Genomic DNA, 17830 nt, shown 5'->3' with positions numbered 1-17830 from the left:
GTGTTTGACACGCCTCATTTCCCGAGAGGGTTTAATGCGAGAACTCCATCCGCCGACCGCCGGAATACGGCCGATCTCGGCGAGCATCATTCGCTATCCAGGCATTCCAGCCTTGCCGCAAGATACAGAACGCTATCGCTGCAAGGGCGGGGGGTCGCTGGTCGTGCGCGTCGAGCCTGGCGATCGGGTTTTGGTAACGGATAGCGAAGGTGGCCAGATCTGCGAGCTCACCTTCCTCGACGAGAAGGGCCGCTTTCAATCCGCGGGACTGGGGTCGGCATTCACCGGCGAAGCGACAGGTCTGAAAACCATTCTTTCCTCGGGAAATGAAAGTGCGGCTCGCGTCAGGACAGCGCTGGAACGGCGCGGAGCAGACATGGCGTCCGCGACAGCATTGCACCTTTTCGGCGGGTCATCTCCTGCCGGCAGCACGGCGGAATTCACCATCGCGACCAAAGGTCTGCTGATCGCCTGCGCACCGGGAACGACCATGTCGCCGGAGGCGCAGGATACGGCAACGCCCGTCGAGCTCACAATACGCCGCACGACGATCCTGCGAGACTATGCCTCGGCGCTGCCCGAACCGCTTGCCGATCCGATCGAGGACATCCGCATCCAGGCGGCAACCGCTTCGGCCTATTTCGTCCGCGCCGGCGAATATATTCAGATCATCGATGTCTATGGCCGGCAATGCACCGATTTCCAGGCCTTCTCCGCACGCAAGGTCGACAAAGGCCTCGACCTTGCGCTCGATTCTACAGTGACCCGTACCCTGCTCGGCCGCAGCTATCCAGCGCCCGGCCTTCCCTCCAAGGCCTTTGACCGTGATTTCGAGCCGTTGGTGGAAATCGTGCAGGACACGGTTGGCCGCCACGATGCCTTCGCGACAGCCTGCAATTCCCGCTACTACGACGACATGGGCTATCCCGGCCACGTGAACTGCACCGACAATTTCAACGCGGCGCTCGCGCCCTACGGTATTGCCGGCCGAAAGGGCTGGGAAGCACTCAACTATTTCTACAACACCAATGTCGATCACAATAACCAGCTCTATCTCGACGAGCCCTGGTCCAGGCCCGGCGATTACGTCCTGATGCGCGCCCTGACGGATCTTGTCTGTGTCTCCTCATCCTGTCCCGATGACATCGACGCGGCCAATGGCTGGGATCCGACTGATATCCATGTGCGCACCTTTTCCGGCAAAGAGAAATTCACACGAGCGGTGGCCTATCGCATGACCCCAGACGCCGACCCAGAACTGACGCGGGAAACCGCGTTCCACCCGCGCCTTTCCGCGATGACGCGCGACTACACCGAATATCGCGGCTTCTGGCTGCCGAACCGCTTCTCCTCGGAAGGCCCGGTCGAGGAATACTGGGCCTGTCGCGAACGCGCCGTCGTCATCGACCTTTCGCCGCTGCGCAAGTTCGAGGTGACAGGGCCGGATGCCGAGGAATTGCTGCAATATTGCCTGACGCGCGACGTGCGTAAGCTCTCGACCGGTCAGGTCGTCTACTCCGCCATGTGCTACGAACATGGCGGCATGATCGACGATGGCACGCTGTTCCGTCTTGGCGACAAGAACTTCCGCTGGATCGGCGGCGATGACTATAGCGGCATCTGGCTGCGCGAGCAGGCGGAGAAGAAAGGCTTCAAAGCCTGGGTCCGCTCATCTACCGATCAGATGCACAACATCGCCCTGCAAGGCCCGAAGAGCCGCGACATTCTCAAGGAGATCATCTGGACGGCACCGCGCCAACCAACGATCGGCGAGCTGGAATGGTTCCGCTTCACCGTCGGCCGCATCGGCCATTTCGAGGGAGCACCGGTCGTCGTCTCGCGTACCGGCTATACCGGCGAGCTCGGCTACGAAATCTTCTGCCATCCGAAGGATGCGGTAACAGTCTTTGACGCTGTCTGGAAAGCCGGTGAACCCCATGGTCTGAAGCCGATGGGACTCGAGGCGCTCGACATGGTGCGTATCGAGGCCGGTCTGGTCTTTGCCCATCACGAATTCGACGACCAGACTGATCCCTTCGAGGCCGGTATCGGCTTCACCGTGCCGTTAAAATCCAAGCAGGATGATTTCATTGGGCGCGAAGCATTGGTGCCACGAAAGGAAAATCCTCGCCATCTGATGGTCGGGCTGGACATCGAGGCCAATGAAGCCGTCGGACCCGGCGATTGCATCCATATCGGCCGCGCGCAGATCGGCGTGATCACCAGCGCCACGCGGTCGCCAATCCTCGGCAAGACCATCGCGCTTGCCCGCGTCGACGTCACGCATGCCGCTGTCGGAACCAAGGTCGAGATCGGGAAGTTGGATGGCCAGCAGAAGCGGCTTCCGGCTGTCATCGTGCCGCTTTCTCACTACGATCCGCAGAAGACGCGGCCGCGATCTTAATCCGACTTCTTCTGCGCGGCCGAGATCGCACGCGCCGCCTCTTCCGAGGAGTTGGCAAGCGTGCGCATCTCTGCCGCCAGCACCGCAAAACCAGATCCGGCCGTGCCTGCTCTTGCAGCCTCGATGCCGGCATTGACGGCAAGCAGCTTCAAGTAGCGCAGCGACTGCAGAATTTCGTTGGTCTTCGATGCCGTGACCCGCATGCCCGCGGTCTGCTCGTCGAGGCGACGATAGAGCGATTCGATATTCAGGATACTGCCTTCGAGATAAAGAAGCTCCCCGGCCTCGTCCCATACGCCGCCGCCCGTTTCCGTTACCCAGAGGAAATGGCCGTCGCGATGACGTATGCGATACTCCATCGTCCAGTCGGTGTGACTTTCCAAAGCCTTGCCGACAAGCTCATCCATGAGCGGGATATCCTCTTCGCACATGATCGAAGTGAAGGTTCGCGAACGGTTGCCGATAATCTCGTCAGCGGGATAGCCGAAGATGCGCTCGATGCCGTCGGTCATCTCAAGCATCGTATAGCTTTCGTCCGCCCTACAGCGATAAAGGAAACCGGCCATACGGCCGAGAACGCTTGTCTGGAAATCCATGGAAGCCATGCCCGAAAAGAAAGTTGCGGATGAACTCGTTTCGTCTCATCACATAAAAATCCGGCAAGGGCTGCTCGACGCCTCCCTTGCCGGTCAGGTGGGGAAGTGAGCATGGATCAATTGCGCAGATATTCCTCCATGGAATCGTCGAGCGCGTCAACCCAGGGCGTATGATGTGTCGGCGACATGGTGCCGGTCATCAGTGAGCGGTAGGCGTGGTCGCGGAAGCCCATGATGTTTTCCGCCTTGTGATGCTCCCATTCCATGAAGGTCCTGTTCGTGCCTTCGATATCGAAGCTCGGATAATCGGTCTCGGCGAGCAACTCCTTCACATAGTCGCCCTGATACCAAATCATCTGCTCGGCATCCTCAAGCGTTTCCTCGCGGGCGCGCCACTTGTCGAAGTTCGCCTGCAGTTCCGCTTCGGGCGGCAGCTTGATGCGGCCCATCATGACATCGCGCGCCCACCAAGCCTGCACGTCGAACATGTTGAAGGTGTAGAACTGATCCTGCATGCCGATATAGAAGAGCTGCGGATTCTTATCGAAGATCACACCCTTGTAGAGGTGGTCAGCCCAGAGGCGATTTGCCGTCTTCAGCCGAAGATCATCCGGCAGGAAGGGGAAATGGTGCTGATAGCCTGTGCAGAGGATTAGCGCGTCGACATCCTTCGATGAGCCATCGAGGAAATAGGCCGTCTTGTTTTCAAGACGCGTCAACAGCGGCCGCTCCTCGAAATTCTCAGGCCATTTGAAGCCCATCGGCTTGGAGCGATAGCTCGTCGTCACCGACTTTGCCCCGTATTTCCAGCATTGCGAGCCGATATCCTCGGCCGAATAGCTGCGGCCGACGAGCAACACGTCCTTGCCCTTGAACTCCAGCGCATCGCGAAAATCGTGGGCATGCAGCACGCGGCCGTTGAAGGTCTTCACCCCTTCGAAATAGGGCACGTTCGGCGTCGAGAAATGACCAGAGGCAACGACGACATAGTCGAACACCTCGTCATACATCCGGTCCTGAGGACGATCATGCGCGGTTACCGTGAACTTCTTCGTCTCTTCATCGAAGCGCACCATGCGCACCGGCGTGCTGAAGCGCACCCATTTGCGCACGTCAGCCTTTTCGACGCGGCCCTTGATATAGTCCCAGAGCACGGCACGCGGCGGATAGGAGGCGATCGGCTTGCCGAAATGCTCCTCGAAGGAATAATCGGCAAATTCCAGGCATTCCTTCGGGCCGTTCGACCATAGATAGCGATACATGCTGCCATGCACCGGCTCGCCATATTCATCGAGGCCCGTGCGCCAGGTATAGTTCCAAAGGCCGCCCCAATCCGCCTGCTTTTCAAAGCAGACGACTTCCGGGATATCAGCACCCTTCTTCGTGGCCGATTGAAAGGCCCTTAGCTGGGCAAGGCCCGAAGGGCCGGCACCGATAACGGCAACTCGTGTCATGTGGCATTCCCCTTCTCGATTATGTCGAAGTTCTTATCGCATGCAGTCGTTTCGCGCCGTGTCGGCATCAATCCGGAAAAATGCCGGGACTGGTCGGGGCGCCGTCGTCATATTTCGATAGCCAGTCGATCGTGGTCTGGCGGAAGCGCGTCAGGCCCTTGTAGTCGATGAGCTCCGGCGGCAGGGTTTTCAGCACGCGCGGGAAACGGCGCGCCCATTTCGGCACGGTCACGAGCTCATTCATGTTCATCAGATAACAGCGGATGACGAAGAGAATGGCGTTCGAGCGCGGCAGGCGCCATAGGCTTTGCAATTCCACACGCAGGTGCACCTTCTCGCCGACATTCTCGGGCGTCACGGTGGTGCGATCCGGACCCCATTTCGGGTAGTTTTCGGGGCTGGTATCGAGGCGCGGATTGATTGTCATCGTCCAGTTGAACCGGCGCGTCGGCTTGCCCTGCTGCAGGTTCAAGAGGAATTTCAGCGCGCGGTCGAAGACGCCGATCTGATGGGCGAGCGGCACCGGCCCGTGCCACTCCATGAAATTCATGCCGATATCGAAATCGAGCGACCAGTCGGCCTGGGTCGTCACCATGCCGGCATCCATCCAGAGATTGCCGTCACGCTGGTCGACGATGCAGAAATCACCCTGCGCCTGGCGGGTGATGTATTCGAAGGGTTCGTAAGGCAACGTGGACGCATCGCCGAAGGTGAAGGTGTCGTCTATGCCGAGCGGCCTATTGATCCAGCGCCATTGATCGCCATTCCTGGTGAGCGCGAAATGTTCGGGATAGCCGGCAGCCTGCTCTTCCATTAGCAGTTCCAACGTGTCCCATTGCGCCGTCATCATGTGCGGCAGCGCCTGATAGCGTAGGGGATCTTCCTTCAGCACCAGAGCCCGGTCATGCATCTCGGCGACATAATGCTCATCGACGTCGATGAGGTTTTCAAAGACCGTATTCTTCCTCCCCTTCACATGCGGTTCCATGTTGACCGAATACATGTATTCGTCGCGATCGAAGGGGAACGGAAAACGCCGGATATTTTCCGGACTGTTGCGGTAGGTAAAGTCGTCCCGAAACGTTTCCTGCTTGAAGGCGATTGCCATGCCCATTCTCCTGGATATCGGCCGAATGCTTAGAGGTCGAGATGCAGCGCGCTTCCCTCGAAGCGGGAGACGCAGATCATCACCTTTCGGCCAGAGGCCTTTTCTTCATCGCTCAGATAGACGTCATTATGCAGAAGCTTGCCGTCGCAGACGGCAACAGCCGTCTCACACTGTCCGCAGGCGCCGCCGCGACAGAGGAAGGGCGCATCGATGCCGGCAGCCTCGATTGCTTCCAGCATGCTTTCGTGATGGCCGACGTGAACGGTCTTACCCGACCGCGTCAGCTTGATGGAAAAGGGCTTGCCAGGCTGCGACGACAGGAAGCGTTCGGAATGCAAGTTCTGTTCCGGCCAACCGGCCTCGATGCCCGTTTTCAATACGCCGTCGATCATGCCGGCCGGACCGCATACGTAGAGATGCGTGCCGAGCGGCTGACTTTCGAGCAGACGGGCGACGGGGATGAAATTGCGATCAGCGTCGCAATAGATCTTCACCCGCTGCGAGCCGTATTGCTCGACGAGCTCGCGGCAATAGGCGCCGCGATCGAGCGAACGCACGGCATAATGCAGCTCGAAATTCGCGCCCTCGCGCGAGAACTGCCGCATCATCGCGATGAAGGGCGTAATGCCAATGCCGCCGGCGATCAAAAGGTGCTTGCGCCCGCGCCAGTCCGGCTGAAAGAGATTGACGGGATAGCTGACCTTGAGCTCGTCACCCTCCCTCACTTTCTCATGCATGAAGGCGGAACCGCCACGCGAGTCCTCGACGCGCAGCACGCTGATCTCATAGGCCGAGCAATCATGCGGCGGCGACATCAGCGAATAGGCGTTGCGACGAACATGACCCTCATCGTTCATCGAGACGATGACATGGGCGCCACCGGAAAAATAAGGCATCGGCGCGCCATCGAGACGCTCGAAGCGGAAACGCTTGATACGATCGGCGACCGGCGTCACCTTCGCGACACGAACCGGAATTTCCGTACCACCGCTCACAGGAACAACTCCTCGGGATCAGGCGCAGTGCCGGGCTCTTCCGCATCGATGTTGACGCCCTGAAAGGCGCCGAGGCGGCGCGAATAGTGGTCGCGCACTAATAGCGGAAGCCCGCAATGGCTGCAGGTAAAGGGACTGTGCGTGACATCGTCGGTGATGCCCTTGCAGTGGACGCATTGCACGCGGCGAGCCAGCGAACCGCGATGCTCCGTGATGATCGAGGCATGATCCATGCCGTAGTCGAGCGCCACCATCATCGCCTGGCCGATAAAGCCCTCGGTGCCGGCGATATAGAGCCGCGTGCCCATATGCGCCGTTGCAAGGGAGCCCTTCAGGCGGAAAAGCAATGTCGCGATCGTCGGCGCCGTGAAGAACATATCGGCGCCGAGCACACGCAGGGCTTCATCATGACCCCTGCCTTGCGAGCCGCGCGCGACATAGAGGATTTCGCTGCGCGACAGGATGGTATCGTCAAGCCCGGTCGCCTGGTCGAGGAGAGCATTGGCCCCCTCGCCTTCCAGCGCGAACAGATGCCGCCGGGCATGCGGCTGGATGGAGAGGCCCTTGTAGACCGGTCGGCTCTTGATGCCTTCGACAAGCATGAGCGCCTCCTTAACCGATGGCCGTCCTCTTCTTCTTTTCAGGGTCGTCAAACGGCAGCGTATGGGCAATCGCGCTTGCGTTCAGGCTCTTGCCGCGTACTTCCAGCTTCGTGCCCTGCACGGCCTTGTCGACATCGAGGCGGGCGATCGCCATCGATTTCTTTGTCAGGGTCGAATAGCAGGGGCAGGTGATGACACCGACCTTTTTACCCTCGGCATAGACCTCGTCGCCGAGATCGGCCGGACCGTCCGCATCGATCAGCATACCGAAGATCTTGAAGCGTTCCTTGCCCTTGAGGCGCGCATGTTCTTCGGCGCCGCGGAAACCTGTCTTTCCCGGGCTGACCGTGAAGTCGAGGCCGAGCTCCCAAAGACTATCGCCGGGCGGCTGGTCCGCGAAGGGGTACATCTGCGAGTTATCGTAGGGATAGAAGAGCAAATAGCTTTCGACGCGCAGCATGTCGAGGACGCTGAAGCAGCAGGGGATGATCCCCATCTCCTCGCCTTCCGCGACGATACGATCCCAGACCATCGGCGCATCCTGGCCGCGCACGAAGATCTCATAACCGCGCTCGCCGGTATAGCCCGTGCGCGAGATCATCACAGGCGCACCGAACAGCGTCGTCTGCATGTGATGGAAGTATTTGAGATCTCGGATGCCAGGGACGTATTTGGCAAGGTAGTCAACAGCGATGGGACCCTGCAGCGACAGATCGTGCAGATCGTCGTCAAAGAGGACAGCGCAGTTGCGGCCGGCCGCCTGCTTGAGCACTTCCTCGTGGCCTGAGCCCGAACCATGCACCAGCATCCAGGAATTCGGACCGGTGCGGTAGACGATGCAGTCGTCGGTGAAGTAGCCGCGATCGTTGAGCATCGCGGCATAGACCGAGCGGCCGGGATAGATCTTCGACATGTCGCGGGTGGTGATATAGTCGAGCACGGCAATGGCGTGCGGTCCAACCAGATGCACTTTCTTGAGGCCGGAAACGTCCATGATGCCGGCCTTGGTGCGGATCGCGACATGCTCCTGCGACATGTCCTTCTCGTAGGTCCAGGCGGTTCCCATGCCGCTCCAATCCTCGAGTTTCGATCCGAGAGCACGGTGCCGGTCCGCCAAGGCGGAGAAACGCCATGATAATGCCATTTCGTTCCCTCTTTTTCTTCTATGGAATATTTATTTCCTGACTATAATCGTCTTTCGCGCCTTGGCAAGCCGATCCGGGGGGTTTTTCTTGGCCGTCCGGATGGTATTTCGCTCTCAAAACCTCGGCGGCTTCTGACCCGCGGCGCGATGGGCAGCGATGACGGTATTGGCCATCAGCATGGCGATCGTCATCGGTCCGACACCGCCTGGAACCGGCGTGATCGCGGCGGCGACTTCGGATGCTTCACCATAGGCGACATCGCCCACCAGCCGGCTCTTGCCCTCGCCGCGCTCGGGTGCATCGATCCGGTTGATGCCGACATCGATGACGGTGGCGCCGGGCTTGATCCAGTCGGCCTTCACCATCTCGGGACGGCCGACGGCTGCCACCAGAATATCGGCGCCTCTTGCCACCGAAGTCAGATCCTTCGTGCGCGAATGCGCCGTCGTGACCGTCGCATTGGCGGAAAGCAGCAATTGCGCCATCGGCTTACCGAACAGGTTGGAACGGCCGATGACAACGGCATTGAGACCCGACAGGTCCTCGCCATGGATGGAGCGTACCAAAAGCATGGCGCCGGCTGGCGTACAGGAGATCAGCCCGGTTTCGAGATCGCCGGTTGCAAGCTTGCCGGCATTGACCACATGCAGGCCATCGACATCCTTCTCCGGCTTGATCGACTGAATGATGTCATCCGAATTCAGATGCTTCGGCAGCGGCAGCTGTACGAGAATGCCGTGGATGGAGGGATCGTCGTTCAGCGAGGCCACGAGCTTCGCTAGTTCTTCCTGCGTCGTTTCGGCCGGCAGCGTGTGCTGGAGCGACTTGAAGCCGCATTCCCTCGCCATCTTGCTCTTGGAGTTCACATAGGCGTGGCTGGCCGGATCGTCGCCGACGATGACGACCGCGAGCCCGGTCTTCACACCGGCCTCCGCCTCAAGTCCAGCCGCTGCAGCCTTCACCGCCTCGATCACCGAAGCCGCCGCTTTCTTACCGTCGATCACTGTCGCGAGCGCCATCACTCACCCCATGCGCTCGGAGGCATAGGAGCCCGGGCTTGCCGGGAAGACGACGGTGCGATTGCCGTTGAGGAAGGTGCGATAGTGGATATGCGCATGGATGGCGCGGGCCAGCACCTGGCTTTCCACATCGCGGCCGATCGAGACATAATCCTCGGCCGACTGCGCATGCGTGATGCGCGCCGTGTCCTGCTCGATGATCGGACCTTCGTCGAGATCGGCCGTCACATAATGCGCCGTCGCCCCGATCAGCTTCACGCCGCGCTCATAGGCCTGCTTGTAGGGGTTCGCCCCCTTGAAGGACGGCAGGAAGGAATGGTGGATGTTGATGATGCGGCCCGACATCTTCCGGCACAGCGCATCCGAGAGAACCTGCATGTAGCGGGCCAGCACGACAAGCTCGGTGCCGGTCTGCTCGACGATCTCGAGCAACTGGGCTTCGGCCTGCGGCTTGTTGTCCTTCGTCACCTTGATGTGGTGGAAGGGGATGTCGTGATTGACGACCACCTTCTGGTAATCGAAATGGTTGGAGACGACGCCGACGATGTCGATCGGCAATGCGCCGATCTTCCAGCGGTAGAGCAGGTCGTTCAGGCAATGGCCGAAGCGCGAGACCATGAGCAGCACCTTCATGCGCTTCTTCTCGTCATGGATCTCGGCATCCATGGCGAACTTTTCCGCGATCGGCTTGAAGCCTTCGACGAGCGCTGCCTGGCCCACCCCTTCCTCGGAGATGAAGGAGACGCGCATGAAGAACTTGCCGGTATCGAGATCGTCGAACTGGCTGGAATCGACGATGTTGCAGCCCTGCCCGGCCAGATAGTTCGAGATCGCCGCAACGATCCCACGCGTCGATTGGCACGTCACTGTCAATACATAGCTCGTCATGCTGATCTTCCTCCGCCGTCCGCGGCCAAAATTCCGCCCTCGCGCCGGGGGAATGCACCCCGGCGCCTGAGCCCTGAAGGGCATCTTGCCGCCACGCACTCAGATATCGAGCGTGCTGTCGCGCTCCCACTGCGTGAAGTGCGAGCAGTAGGCGTTCCACTCCTGATGCTTGAGCTTCAGATAGGCTTCGGAGAATTCCGAACCGATCGCCTGCTTCAGCCCCTCGTCCTCGTCATAGGCACGCAGCGCATCGAGCAGATTGAGCGGCAGTCGCGGCGCATTCTTCACGAGATGACCCTCCGCATACATGTCGATATCGTGATGAGGCCCCGGATCGGCCATGCTGCGTAGGCCATCGAGGCCGGCAGCGATGATGACGGCCTGCAGCAGGTAGGGATTGACGGCACCATCGGGCAGGCGCAGCTCGAAGCGGCCGGGACCAGGCACGCGCACCATATGGGTGCGGTTGTTGCCGGTCCATGTCACGGTATTGGGAGACCAGGTGGCACCCGACGTGGTGCGCGGCGCATTGATGCGCTTGTAGGAATTAACGGTGGGATTGGTGATGGCCGCCAGCGACGAGGCATGCTTCATGATGCCACCGAGGAAATGCTTGCCCTCGGCGGACAGGCCGAATTCGGCCTCTCTGTCGGCAAAGACATTGGTCCTGCCATCATTACTCCATACGGAAATATGGCAATGGCAGCCGTTGCCCGTCAGCCCCTTGAAAGGCTTCGGCATGAATGTCGCCCTGAGGCCATGCTTTTCGGCGATCGATTTGACCATGAATTTGAAGAAGGAGTGCTTGTCCGCCGTCTTCAGGGCGTCGTCGAATTCCCAGTTCATCTCGAACTGGCCATTGGCATCCTCGTGGTCGTTCTGATAGGCGCCCCAGCCAAGCTCCAGCATATAGTCGCAGATCTCGGAGATGACGTCATATCGCCGCATGACAGCCTGCTGGTCATAGCAGGGCTTTTCAGCCGTGTCGTATTCATCCGATATCTTGGCGCCATCGGCGGTGATCAGGAAGAATTCGGCCTCGACGCCGGTCTTGACGCGCTTGCCCGCGGCTTCCGCTTCCTTCACGAGCTTCTTCAGCACGTTGCGCGGCGCCTGGGCGACCAGCTCACCCTCCATCATGCAATCGGCCGCGACCCAGGCAACATCCTTCTTCCACGGGAGCTGGATAACGGAGGAGGCATCGGGTACGGCAAAAAGATCGGGATGGGCGGGCGTCATGTCGAGCCAGGTGGCAAAACCGGCAAAGCCGGCACCCTCCTCCTGCATCCCGGCAATCGCCTGCGCCGGCACCAGCTTGGCACGCTGGCCGGAAAAAAGATCCGTATAACTGATCATGAAATATTTGATGCCTTTGTCCTTTGCAAAGGCAGCAAGATCCAGTGTCATTCTCGTTCCCCTTTGGATTTCTTCGAGACACTTCGATGATGCATGCAGCGGCCGGACCTCTCGGCCCGGCCGGTATCTTAAATGCCTCCCTTGCCCGGGTACCAATTGGTGCCGGCGAGCGGAATCTGCGCCATGGCGGCGGCCTCCATCGTCAGCGCACAGAGATCCTCCGGCTCCAGGTTGTGCAGGTGATTCTTGCCGCAAGCACGCGCGATCGTCTGCGCTTCCAGCGTCATCACCTTGAGATAATTGGCAAGGCGCCGGCCGGCTGCAATGGGGTCGAGCCGGCTTGCGAGCTCAGGATCCTGGGTCGTGATACCGGCTGGGTCCTTGCCCTCGTGCCAGTCGTCATAGGCGCCGGCCGTCGTGCCGAGCTTCTGATATTCTTCTTCCCATTTGGGATCGTTGTCGCCGATCGCGACCAGCGCCGCCGTACCGATGGCAACGGCGTCGGCGCCCAGCGCCAGCGCCTTCGCCACATCGGCTCCGGAACGAATGCCGCCCGAAATGATGAGCTGTACCTTGCGATGCATGCCGAGATCCTGCAGTGCCTGGACTGCGGGGCGGATACAGGCAAGCGTCGGCATGCCGACATTCTCGATGAAGACATCCTGCGTCGCAGCGGTGCCGCCCTGCATGCCGTCAAGCACGACGACGTCGGCACCGGCCTTGACCGCAAGAGCCGTATCGTAATAGGGGCGCGCACCGCCGACCTTCACGTAGATCGGCTTTTCCCAATCGGTGATCTCGCGCAGCTCCATGATCTTGATTTCGAGATCGTCCGGACCGGTCCAATCCGGATGGCGGCAGGCCGAACGCTGATCGATACCCTTCGGAAGATTGCGCATATTGGCGACGCGATCGGAAATCTTTTGGCCGAGCAGCATGCCGCCGCCGCCGGGCTTGGCGCCTTGGCCCACAACGACTTCGATCGCATCGGCGCGGCGCAGATCCCTAGGGTTCATACCGTAGCGCGACGGGAGGTACTGATAGACCAGCGTCTGCGAATGGCCGCGCTCCTCGTCCGTCATGCCGCCGTCGCCTGTCGTCGTCGACGTGCCTGCGATCGTCGCGCCGCGGCCAAGTGCTTCCTTGGCATTGCCGGAAAGCGCGCCGAAGCTCATGCCAGCAATAGTGATCGGGGTCTTCAGCGTGATCGGCTTCTTGGCGAAACGGCTGCCGAGGACGACGGTCGTATCGCACTTCTCGCGATAGCCTTCGAGCGGATAGCGCGATATCGACGCGCCGAGGAACAGTAGATCATCGAAATGCGGCACCTTGCGCTTGGTGCCGGCGCCGCGAATGTCGTAAATGCCCGTCGCCGCCGCGCGGCGGATTTCGGCGAGCGTATGATCGTCGAAGGTAGCGGACTTGCGAGGCGGCGTGTGCGGATTGTGGTAGCTCATGAGGTCCCCTTCGCCTTAGTACGCGTCGGCATTGTCGATATTGAAATTATAGAGCTTGCGCGCCGATCCATAGCGCTTGAATTCCTCCGGCCTGACGCCGCGCACGCCGGCCTTTTCCAGAAGCTCGGAGAGCTTCTGCAGGTGTTCCGGGCGCATCTCCTTTTCGATGCAATCGGAGCCGAGGCTTTTCACCGAACCGCGGACGAAGAGCTTGGCCTCGTAGAGGCTGTCCCCCAGCGCATCGCCGGCGTCACCGAGCACGACCAGATGGCCTGACTGTCCCATGAAGGCCGACATATGGCCGATATTGCCGTGGACGACGATATCAATGCCCTTCATCGAGATGCCGCAGCGTGAGGCGGCATTGCCCTTGATGACAAGCAGGCCACCCTGCCCGGTCGCCCCGGCATACTGGCTGGCATCGCCTTCGATGACGACGGTGCCGGACATCATGTTTTCCGCAACGCCTGGGCCGGCCGAACCGTGGATGGTGACGTTGCCGCCATCATTCATGCCGGCGCAGTAATAGCCGACGGAGCCCTTGATATCGACAGTGACGGGCGCGTCGATACCTGCGGCAACAGCATGATGGCCGCGCGGGTTGACGACTTCGAAAGCCGTATCGTTGGTGCCGGCGGCGAGGCCATGAAGGGCGCTATTGAGTTCGCGCAGCGGCGTGACGGATAGGTCGAAAACTGGCATGTAAGATCTCTCTCGATTACGGCGCTTCTGATCAGGCAGCCTTTTCGTGATCCCAGAAATAGACGGTCGCCGGCTCCGGCTCCCAGATGCGGGCATCCTCGATGCCCGGTAGATTGACGAGTGCACGATATTCGGAGCCGAAGGCGACATACTGGTCCGTCTCGGCCATGACCGCCGGCTTGCAGGCGATGGGGTCGCGAACGACGCCGAAGCCGGACTTGGTGCCGACGACGAAGGTGAAGAAGCCGTCGAGATCGTCGACCGCGCTTTCGAGCGCCGCCCCGAGATCCTTGCCCTTGGCCATCTCGGCCGTCAGATAGGCGGCCGCGACCTCGGTATCGTTTTCCGTCTCGAAGGTCATGCCCTCGCGCTTCAGCTCGCGCCGCAGGTTGTTGTGGTTCGATAGCGAACCGTTGTGAACCAGGCACTGGTCCGAGCCGGTGGAGAAGGGATGAGCGCCGAGCGTCGTGACGGCCGATTCCGTCGCCATGCGCGTATGGCCGATGCCATGCGTGCCTGACATGGCGGTGACGCCGAAGCGCGAGACCACATCCTTCGGCAGGCCGACCTCCTTGTAGATCTCGACGGTATCGCCACTGCTCATGACCCGGATATTCGGGCGCAGACCCGCCAGTGCCACCCTGCCCTCTTCAAGCTTGTCCTTGGAAAGGGTGATGACGGCATGCGTGCTCTTAACCGCCACGGCCACGGGAATGTCGAGCGCCCGCCTCAGCTCATATTCCAATCCGTCGAAATCCTTGACCGGATCAGGTGACTGAACGGTAATCTTGGCCGAGCTGCCATTATCGTTGCCGTAGATCGCGATACCCGCACTATCAGGTCCGCGATCGGTCATCGTGATCAACATGGAAGACAGAAGCGCGCCGAGTTTCGGCTCCAGCGCCTTATCCTTCAAGAAAAGACCGACAATTCCGCACATGCCCAAAGCCTCCGTTTTCGCATCTGCAAAAATGGCTATCAGGTCCGTCGCGGTTTTTCAACTCAAAAGAATAATTTTTTCTTTTAAGGCAAGTCAGTCGGTCTTGCCTCGCTGTGGGTAACTAATGATCGAAAGGTATTTTGCCGGCAGTTTCACCAGCACCTCCGGGCCATGCGGAGCATCCGCATCGAAGAAGAGGCTATCGCCGGGCTGCATGGGGTAAAGCTGGTCCCCATGGCGGTACATGACCTCGCCCTCGAGCATATAGAGGAACTCCATTCCCTCATGCTGAAAGGTCGGGAAGACGTCGGAATCCGCCGTCAGCGTGATGAGATAGGGCTCGACGATGACGCCGCTGGAATTGTTGTCGATATGGCCAAGGAGATTATATTGATGGCCCGCGCGCGTGCCACGGCGTTCCAGCTCGACACCTTGGCCCGCCTTGACGAAGACGGCGTTGCGCGGCTCCTCATAGCGACGGAAGAATGCGGTCAAGGGCACGCCGAGCGCACGCGACAGCGATTGCAGCGTCGTCAACGACGGCGAGATATTGCCGTTCTCGATCTTCGACAGCATGCCGAGCGAGATCCCCGTCGCGGCGGCGAGATCCGTCACGGTGATGCCGAGCTTCTTGCGATAGGCGCGAACTTCGTGGCCGATCGCCATTTCGAGATTGTTTTCCTTCGGCTCGCGAACCGCATGCGGGTTTTGGGAGAAGGCCGAGCGTCCAGCATGGGATTGGTCGTCCGCCGATATCGTGTCTGCCTTGGTTTTCATTCTGTATCCTTTTTTGCCGGCAGGGCCTGCTGGGAAGAACTCTATCCTCCCAGTGAAATTTTCTCAACTGCGACGAAAATCAGTCGCGGCGGGTTTCGCGGGGTGCCATGCCATAAAGCGAGCGATAGGCTCTGGAGAAATGCGCGCCGCTGGAAAAGCCGGTGGCGATGGCGATTTCGGAAATCGAAAGCGGACTTTGCTCCAGAAGCCGCCGGGCATGCCGCAGGCGTATCAGCCGATATTGATCTAGGAATGTCGAGCCGAGATGACTAGCAAACAGCCGGTCAAGATGACGCGGCGTGACGCCGGCAATGCGTGCCATGGCCGTACGGTCGAGCGGCATCTCGATCGTTTCCTCCATTTTTGCAAGAACGCTGAGCAGGCCCGGATGGTGAACGCCGTAGCGTTCTGCGAGCGAACCGCGTTGCGGCGCCGCTGGCTCGCCGACTTCGGTGTGCAGATACCAGTCGCTGACGCGCCGGGCGAAATCGGCGCCCATGTGCTCTGATATCAGCACATGCATCATGTCCAGCGGCGCGATGCCACCGCCGCAGGTGATGCGATTGCCATCGATGACGAAGCGTGCCTGGCGCGGCGCAAGTGCTGGAAAGGCTTCGAGCAAGGCCGGCGCATGCTCCCAATGAATGGTGAAATCGCGCTCGGTCAGAAGGCCGGCCGCTGCGAGCAGATAGGGGCCGCCCGAGATGCCACCGATGCGCACGCCCTCGCGTGCGAGCTGGCGGAGGCAGGCGAGAACCGAAGGGTAGTGCCAATCGCGCGGCGAGCCGCCGGCGCAGACGAAGACCGTGCCGAGGCCGGATCCGCGACCCGGGAGAGGGTCGGCCGGCACCGGTACACCACCAGAGGATACCGCCGGGGTGCCATCCGGCGAAAAAATCGACAATCGATAGATTTCACGTCCGGCCAAAAGATTCGCGGCGCGCAACGGCTCGCTCGCGGAAGCATAGGACATCAGCGCGAATCCAGGGATCAGGACGAAGCCGATGGCCTGACTTTTTCTTGCATCGATGGAAGCCATGTCCCCTTTTTATCGAAAGAGGTCCTAATTGGGCAAGTCGGCATTTGCCACTCTGTCATCATGAGCGCATTCACAGCGGATCGAACCATGCGCTATTCGGCTTTTTCTGTTTTCCTCAACGGTCTTCGCGGCAATACCGGCTGGGCGCCCGCCTGGCGCCAGCCGCAACCGAAACCGCATTATGACGTCATCATCGTCGGTGGCGGCGGTCATGGGCTGGCAACTGCCTATTATCTGGCCAAGACCTTCGGCATCACCAACGTCGCCGTTCTGGAAAAGGGCTATCTCGGCTCGGGTAATATCGGGCGCAATACGACGATCATCCGCTCGAACTACCTGCTGCCCGGCAACAATCCGTTCTACGAGCTCTCGATGAAGCTCTGGGAAGGGCTGGAGCAGGATTTCAATTTCAACGCCATGGTCTCGCAGCGCGGCGTTCTCAATCTATTTCATTCGGATGCTCAACGCGACGCCTATACCCGTCGCGGCAACGCCATGCGCCTGCACGGCGTCGACGCGGAATTGCTCGATCGCGAAGCTGTTCGCAAAAAGCTGCCCTTCCTGGATTTCGAAAACGCCCGCTTCCCGATCATGGGTGGCCTGTTGCAGGCGCGCGGCGGCACGGTGCGCCATGACGCAGTCGCCTGGGGCTATGCCCGCGGCGCCGACAGCCGTGGCGTCGACATCATCACCGGCTGCGAAGTGACTGGTATTCGTTCCGACAATGACCGGGTCCTTGGCGTCGAGACCACGAAGGGCTACATCGGTTGCGGCAAGCTGGCGCTCGCGGCCGCGGGCAATTCCACGGTGGTCGCCGACATGGCGGGTCTGCGCTTGCCGATCGAGAGCCATGTGCTGCAGGCCTTCGTCTCGGAAGGCCTGAAGCCGTTCATCGATTGCGTCGTCACCTTCGGCGCCGGCCATTTCTATGTCTCGCAGTCCGACAAGGGCGGTCTCGTCTTCGGCGGCGATATCGACGGATACAATTCCTACGCCCAGCGCGGCAATCTCGCGACCGTCGAACATGTCGCCGAAGCCGGTGTGGCGATGATCCCGGCGCTGACGCGCGTGCGCTACCTGCGCACATGGGGTGGCGTCATGGACATGAGCATGGATGGCTCTCCAATCATCGACCGGACGCATATCGACAACCTCTATCTGAACGCCGGCTGGTGCTACGGCGGTTTCAAGGCCACGCCGGCGTCGGGCTATTGCTACGCGCATCTGATCGCCCGCAACGAGCCGCATGAGACAGCAATGCAGTTGCGCCTCGATCGCTTTCGGCGTGGCTATCAAATCGATGAAAAGGGCGTCGGCGCCCAACCGAACCTGCATTGAGGACATGACA

At 60.3% G+C, this 17830-nt stretch carries 16 protein-coding genes; 2 read left to right on the top strand and 14 right to left on the bottom strand.

Features of this window, described 5'->3' with window-relative positions; translation table 11 throughout:
- Positions 1 to 34 precede the first annotated feature (34 nt).
- Positions 35 to 2404 (top strand): DUF1989 domain-containing protein, encoded by a 2370-nt coding sequence (locus tag JJQ51_RS01690; protein WP_269244193.1) that lies wholly within the window; start codon positions 35 to 37, stop codon positions 2402 to 2404.
- Here the strand turns inward: JJQ51_RS01690 and JJQ51_RS01685 are convergent.
- From JJQ51_RS01685 to JJQ51_RS01620, 14 genes are all read right to left on the bottom strand, one after another.
- Positions 2401 to 3000: a methyl-accepting chemotaxis protein gene (locus tag JJQ51_RS01685; protein ID WP_113355745.1), complete on the bottom strand. Its 600-nt coding sequence runs from the start codon at positions 2998 to 3000 to the stop codon at positions 2401 to 2403. The genes JJQ51_RS01690 and JJQ51_RS01685 overlap by 4 nt on opposite strands.
- Positions 3001 to 3116: 116 nt before the next feature.
- Entirely contained in the window at positions 3117 to 4454 is a 1338-nt protein-coding gene (locus tag JJQ51_RS01680) for an NAD(P)-binding domain-containing protein (protein ID WP_269244192.1), read from the bottom strand.
- Positions 4455 to 4521: 67 nt separating this feature from the next.
- Positions 4522 to 5562, bottom strand: a complete 1041-nt coding sequence (locus JJQ51_RS01675; RefSeq protein ID WP_269244191.1) for a heme-dependent oxidative N-demethylase family protein — start codon at positions 5560 to 5562, stop codon at positions 4522 to 4524.
- Between the two features lie 29 nt (positions 5563 to 5591).
- Positions 5592 to 6557: a PDR/VanB family oxidoreductase gene (locus JJQ51_RS01670; RefSeq protein ID WP_145635801.1), complete on the bottom strand. Its 966-nt coding sequence runs from the start codon at positions 6555 to 6557 to the stop codon at positions 5592 to 5594.
- Positions 6554 to 7159, bottom strand: a complete 606-nt coding sequence (locus JJQ51_RS01665) for a dimethylamine monooxygenase subunit DmmA family protein (protein ID WP_113355709.1) — start codon at positions 7157 to 7159, stop codon at positions 6554 to 6556. Before JJQ51_RS01665 ends, JJQ51_RS01670 begins: the two co-directional genes overlap by 4 nt.
- Positions 7160 to 7169: 10 nt before the next feature.
- Positions 7170 to 8303, bottom strand: coding sequence for an aminomethyltransferase family protein (locus JJQ51_RS01660; RefSeq protein WP_113355708.1), 1134 nt, complete (start codon positions 8301 to 8303; stop codon positions 7170 to 7172).
- A 114-nt stretch (positions 8304 to 8417) separates the two neighbouring features.
- A complete protein-coding gene (gene folD, locus JJQ51_RS01655; RefSeq protein ID WP_269244190.1) occupies positions 8418 to 9323 on the bottom strand; it encodes a bifunctional methylenetetrahydrofolate dehydrogenase/methenyltetrahydrofolate cyclohydrolase FolD in 906 nt (301 codons plus the stop codon).
- 3 nt (positions 9324 to 9326) lie between these two features.
- The gene (purU, locus tag JJQ51_RS01650; protein WP_145323378.1) at positions 9327 to 10211 is read right to left on the bottom strand and encodes a formyltetrahydrofolate deformylase; all 885 of its coding nucleotides are present in this window, start codon (positions 10209 to 10211) and stop codon (positions 9327 to 9329) included.
- Positions 10212 to 10310: 99 nt separating this feature from the next.
- Complete coding sequence (glnT, locus tag JJQ51_RS01645) at positions 10311 to 11618, bottom strand: type III glutamate--ammonia ligase (protein ID WP_113395660.1); 1308 nt, start codon at positions 11616 to 11618, stop codon at positions 10311 to 10313.
- Between the two features lie 77 nt (positions 11619 to 11695).
- Entirely contained in the window at positions 11696 to 13024 is a 1329-nt protein-coding gene (locus JJQ51_RS01640; RefSeq protein WP_269244189.1) for an FMN-binding glutamate synthase family protein, read from the bottom strand.
- A 15-nt stretch (positions 13025 to 13039) separates the two neighbouring features.
- A complete protein-coding gene (locus JJQ51_RS01635) occupies positions 13040 to 13726 on the bottom strand; it encodes a GXGXG domain-containing protein (RefSeq protein ID WP_269244188.1) in 687 nt (228 codons plus the stop codon).
- Between the two features lie 31 nt (positions 13727 to 13757).
- Entirely contained in the window at positions 13758 to 14666 is a 909-nt protein-coding gene (locus JJQ51_RS01630) for a class II glutamine amidotransferase (protein WP_269244187.1), read from the bottom strand.
- 93 nt (positions 14667 to 14759) lie between these two features.
- Positions 14760 to 15443 (bottom strand): helix-turn-helix domain-containing protein, encoded by a 684-nt coding sequence (locus JJQ51_RS01625; RefSeq protein WP_113352091.1) that lies wholly within the window; start codon positions 15441 to 15443, stop codon positions 14760 to 14762.
- Between the two features lie 79 nt (positions 15444 to 15522).
- On the bottom strand, positions 15523 to 16482 hold the full coding sequence (locus tag JJQ51_RS01620) for a GlxA family transcriptional regulator (RefSeq protein ID WP_269244186.1): 960 nt from the start codon (positions 16480 to 16482) through the stop codon (positions 15523 to 15525).
- Between the two features lie 87 nt (positions 16483 to 16569).
- Between JJQ51_RS01620 and JJQ51_RS01615 the strand changes: the two genes are divergently transcribed.
- Entirely contained in the window at positions 16570 to 17820 is a 1251-nt protein-coding gene (locus JJQ51_RS01615; RefSeq protein ID WP_269244185.1) for a sarcosine oxidase subunit beta family protein, read from the top strand.
- Positions 17821 to 17830 lie beyond the last annotated feature (10 nt).

Origin of the sequence: Rhizobium sp. AG207R (assembly GCF_027109195.1) — a bacterium.
In the GTDB taxonomy this organism is placed as follows: domain Bacteria; phylum Pseudomonadota; class Alphaproteobacteria; order Rhizobiales; family Rhizobiaceae; genus Rhizobium; species Rhizobium dioscoreae.
The sequence above is the reverse complement of the archived record's forward strand: the minus strand, read 5'-3'. Positions and strand labels throughout refer to the sequence as shown.

What these genes read in the sequence shown, in the direction of transcription:
- JJQ51_RS01640 (WP_269244189.1), bottom strand. Translation starts at nt 13,024, where the DNA reads ATGAGCTACCACAATCCGCACACGCCGCCTCGCAAGTCCGCTACCTTC.
- JJQ51_RS01630 (WP_269244187.1), bottom strand. Translation starts at nt 14,666, where the DNA reads ATGTGCGGAATTGTCGGTCTTTTCTTGAAGGATAAGGCGCTGGAGCCG.
- JJQ51_RS01685 (WP_113355745.1), bottom strand. Translation starts at nt 3,000, where the DNA reads ATGGATTTCCAGACAAGCGTTCTCGGCCGTATGGCCGGTTTCCTTTAT.
- JJQ51_RS01690 (WP_269244193.1), top strand. Translation starts at nt 35, where the DNA reads ATGCGAGAACTCCATCCGCCGACCGCCGGAATACGGCCGATCTCGGCG.
- purU (WP_145323378.1), bottom strand. Translation starts at nt 10,211, where the DNA reads ATGACGAGCTATGTATTGACAGTGACGTGCCAATCGACGCGTGGGATC.
- JJQ51_RS01625 (WP_113352091.1), bottom strand. Translation starts at nt 15,443, where the DNA reads ATGAAAACCAAGGCAGACACGATATCGGCGGACGACCAATCCCATGCT.
- JJQ51_RS01615 (WP_269244185.1), top strand. Translation starts at nt 16,570, where the DNA reads ATGCGCTATTCGGCTTTTTCTGTTTTCCTCAACGGTCTTCGCGGCAAT.
- JJQ51_RS01680 (WP_269244192.1), bottom strand. Translation starts at nt 4,454, where the DNA reads ATGACACGAGTTGCCGTTATCGGTGCCGGCCCTTCGGGCCTTGCCCAG.
- glnT (WP_113395660.1), bottom strand. Translation starts at nt 11,618, where the DNA reads ATGACACTGGATCTTGCTGCCTTTGCAAAGGACAAAGGCATCAAATAT.
- JJQ51_RS01660 (WP_113355708.1), bottom strand. Translation starts at nt 8,303, where the DNA reads ATGGCATTATCATGGCGTTTCTCCGCCTTGGCGGACCGGCACCGTGCT.
- folD (WP_269244190.1), bottom strand. Translation starts at nt 9,323, where the DNA reads ATGGCGCTCGCGACAGTGATCGACGGTAAGAAAGCGGCGGCTTCGGTG.
- JJQ51_RS01620 (WP_269244186.1), bottom strand. Translation starts at nt 16,482, where the DNA reads ATGGCTTCCATCGATGCAAGAAAAAGTCAGGCCATCGGCTTCGTCCTG.
- JJQ51_RS01665 (WP_113355709.1), bottom strand. Translation starts at nt 7,159, where the DNA reads ATGCTTGTCGAAGGCATCAAGAGCCGACCGGTCTACAAGGGCCTCTCC.
- JJQ51_RS01675 (WP_269244191.1), bottom strand. Translation starts at nt 5,562, where the DNA reads ATGGCAATCGCCTTCAAGCAGGAAACGTTTCGGGACGACTTTACCTAC.
- JJQ51_RS01635 (WP_269244188.1), bottom strand. Translation starts at nt 13,726, where the DNA reads ATGCCAGTTTTCGACCTATCCGTCACGCCGCTGCGCGAACTCAATAGC.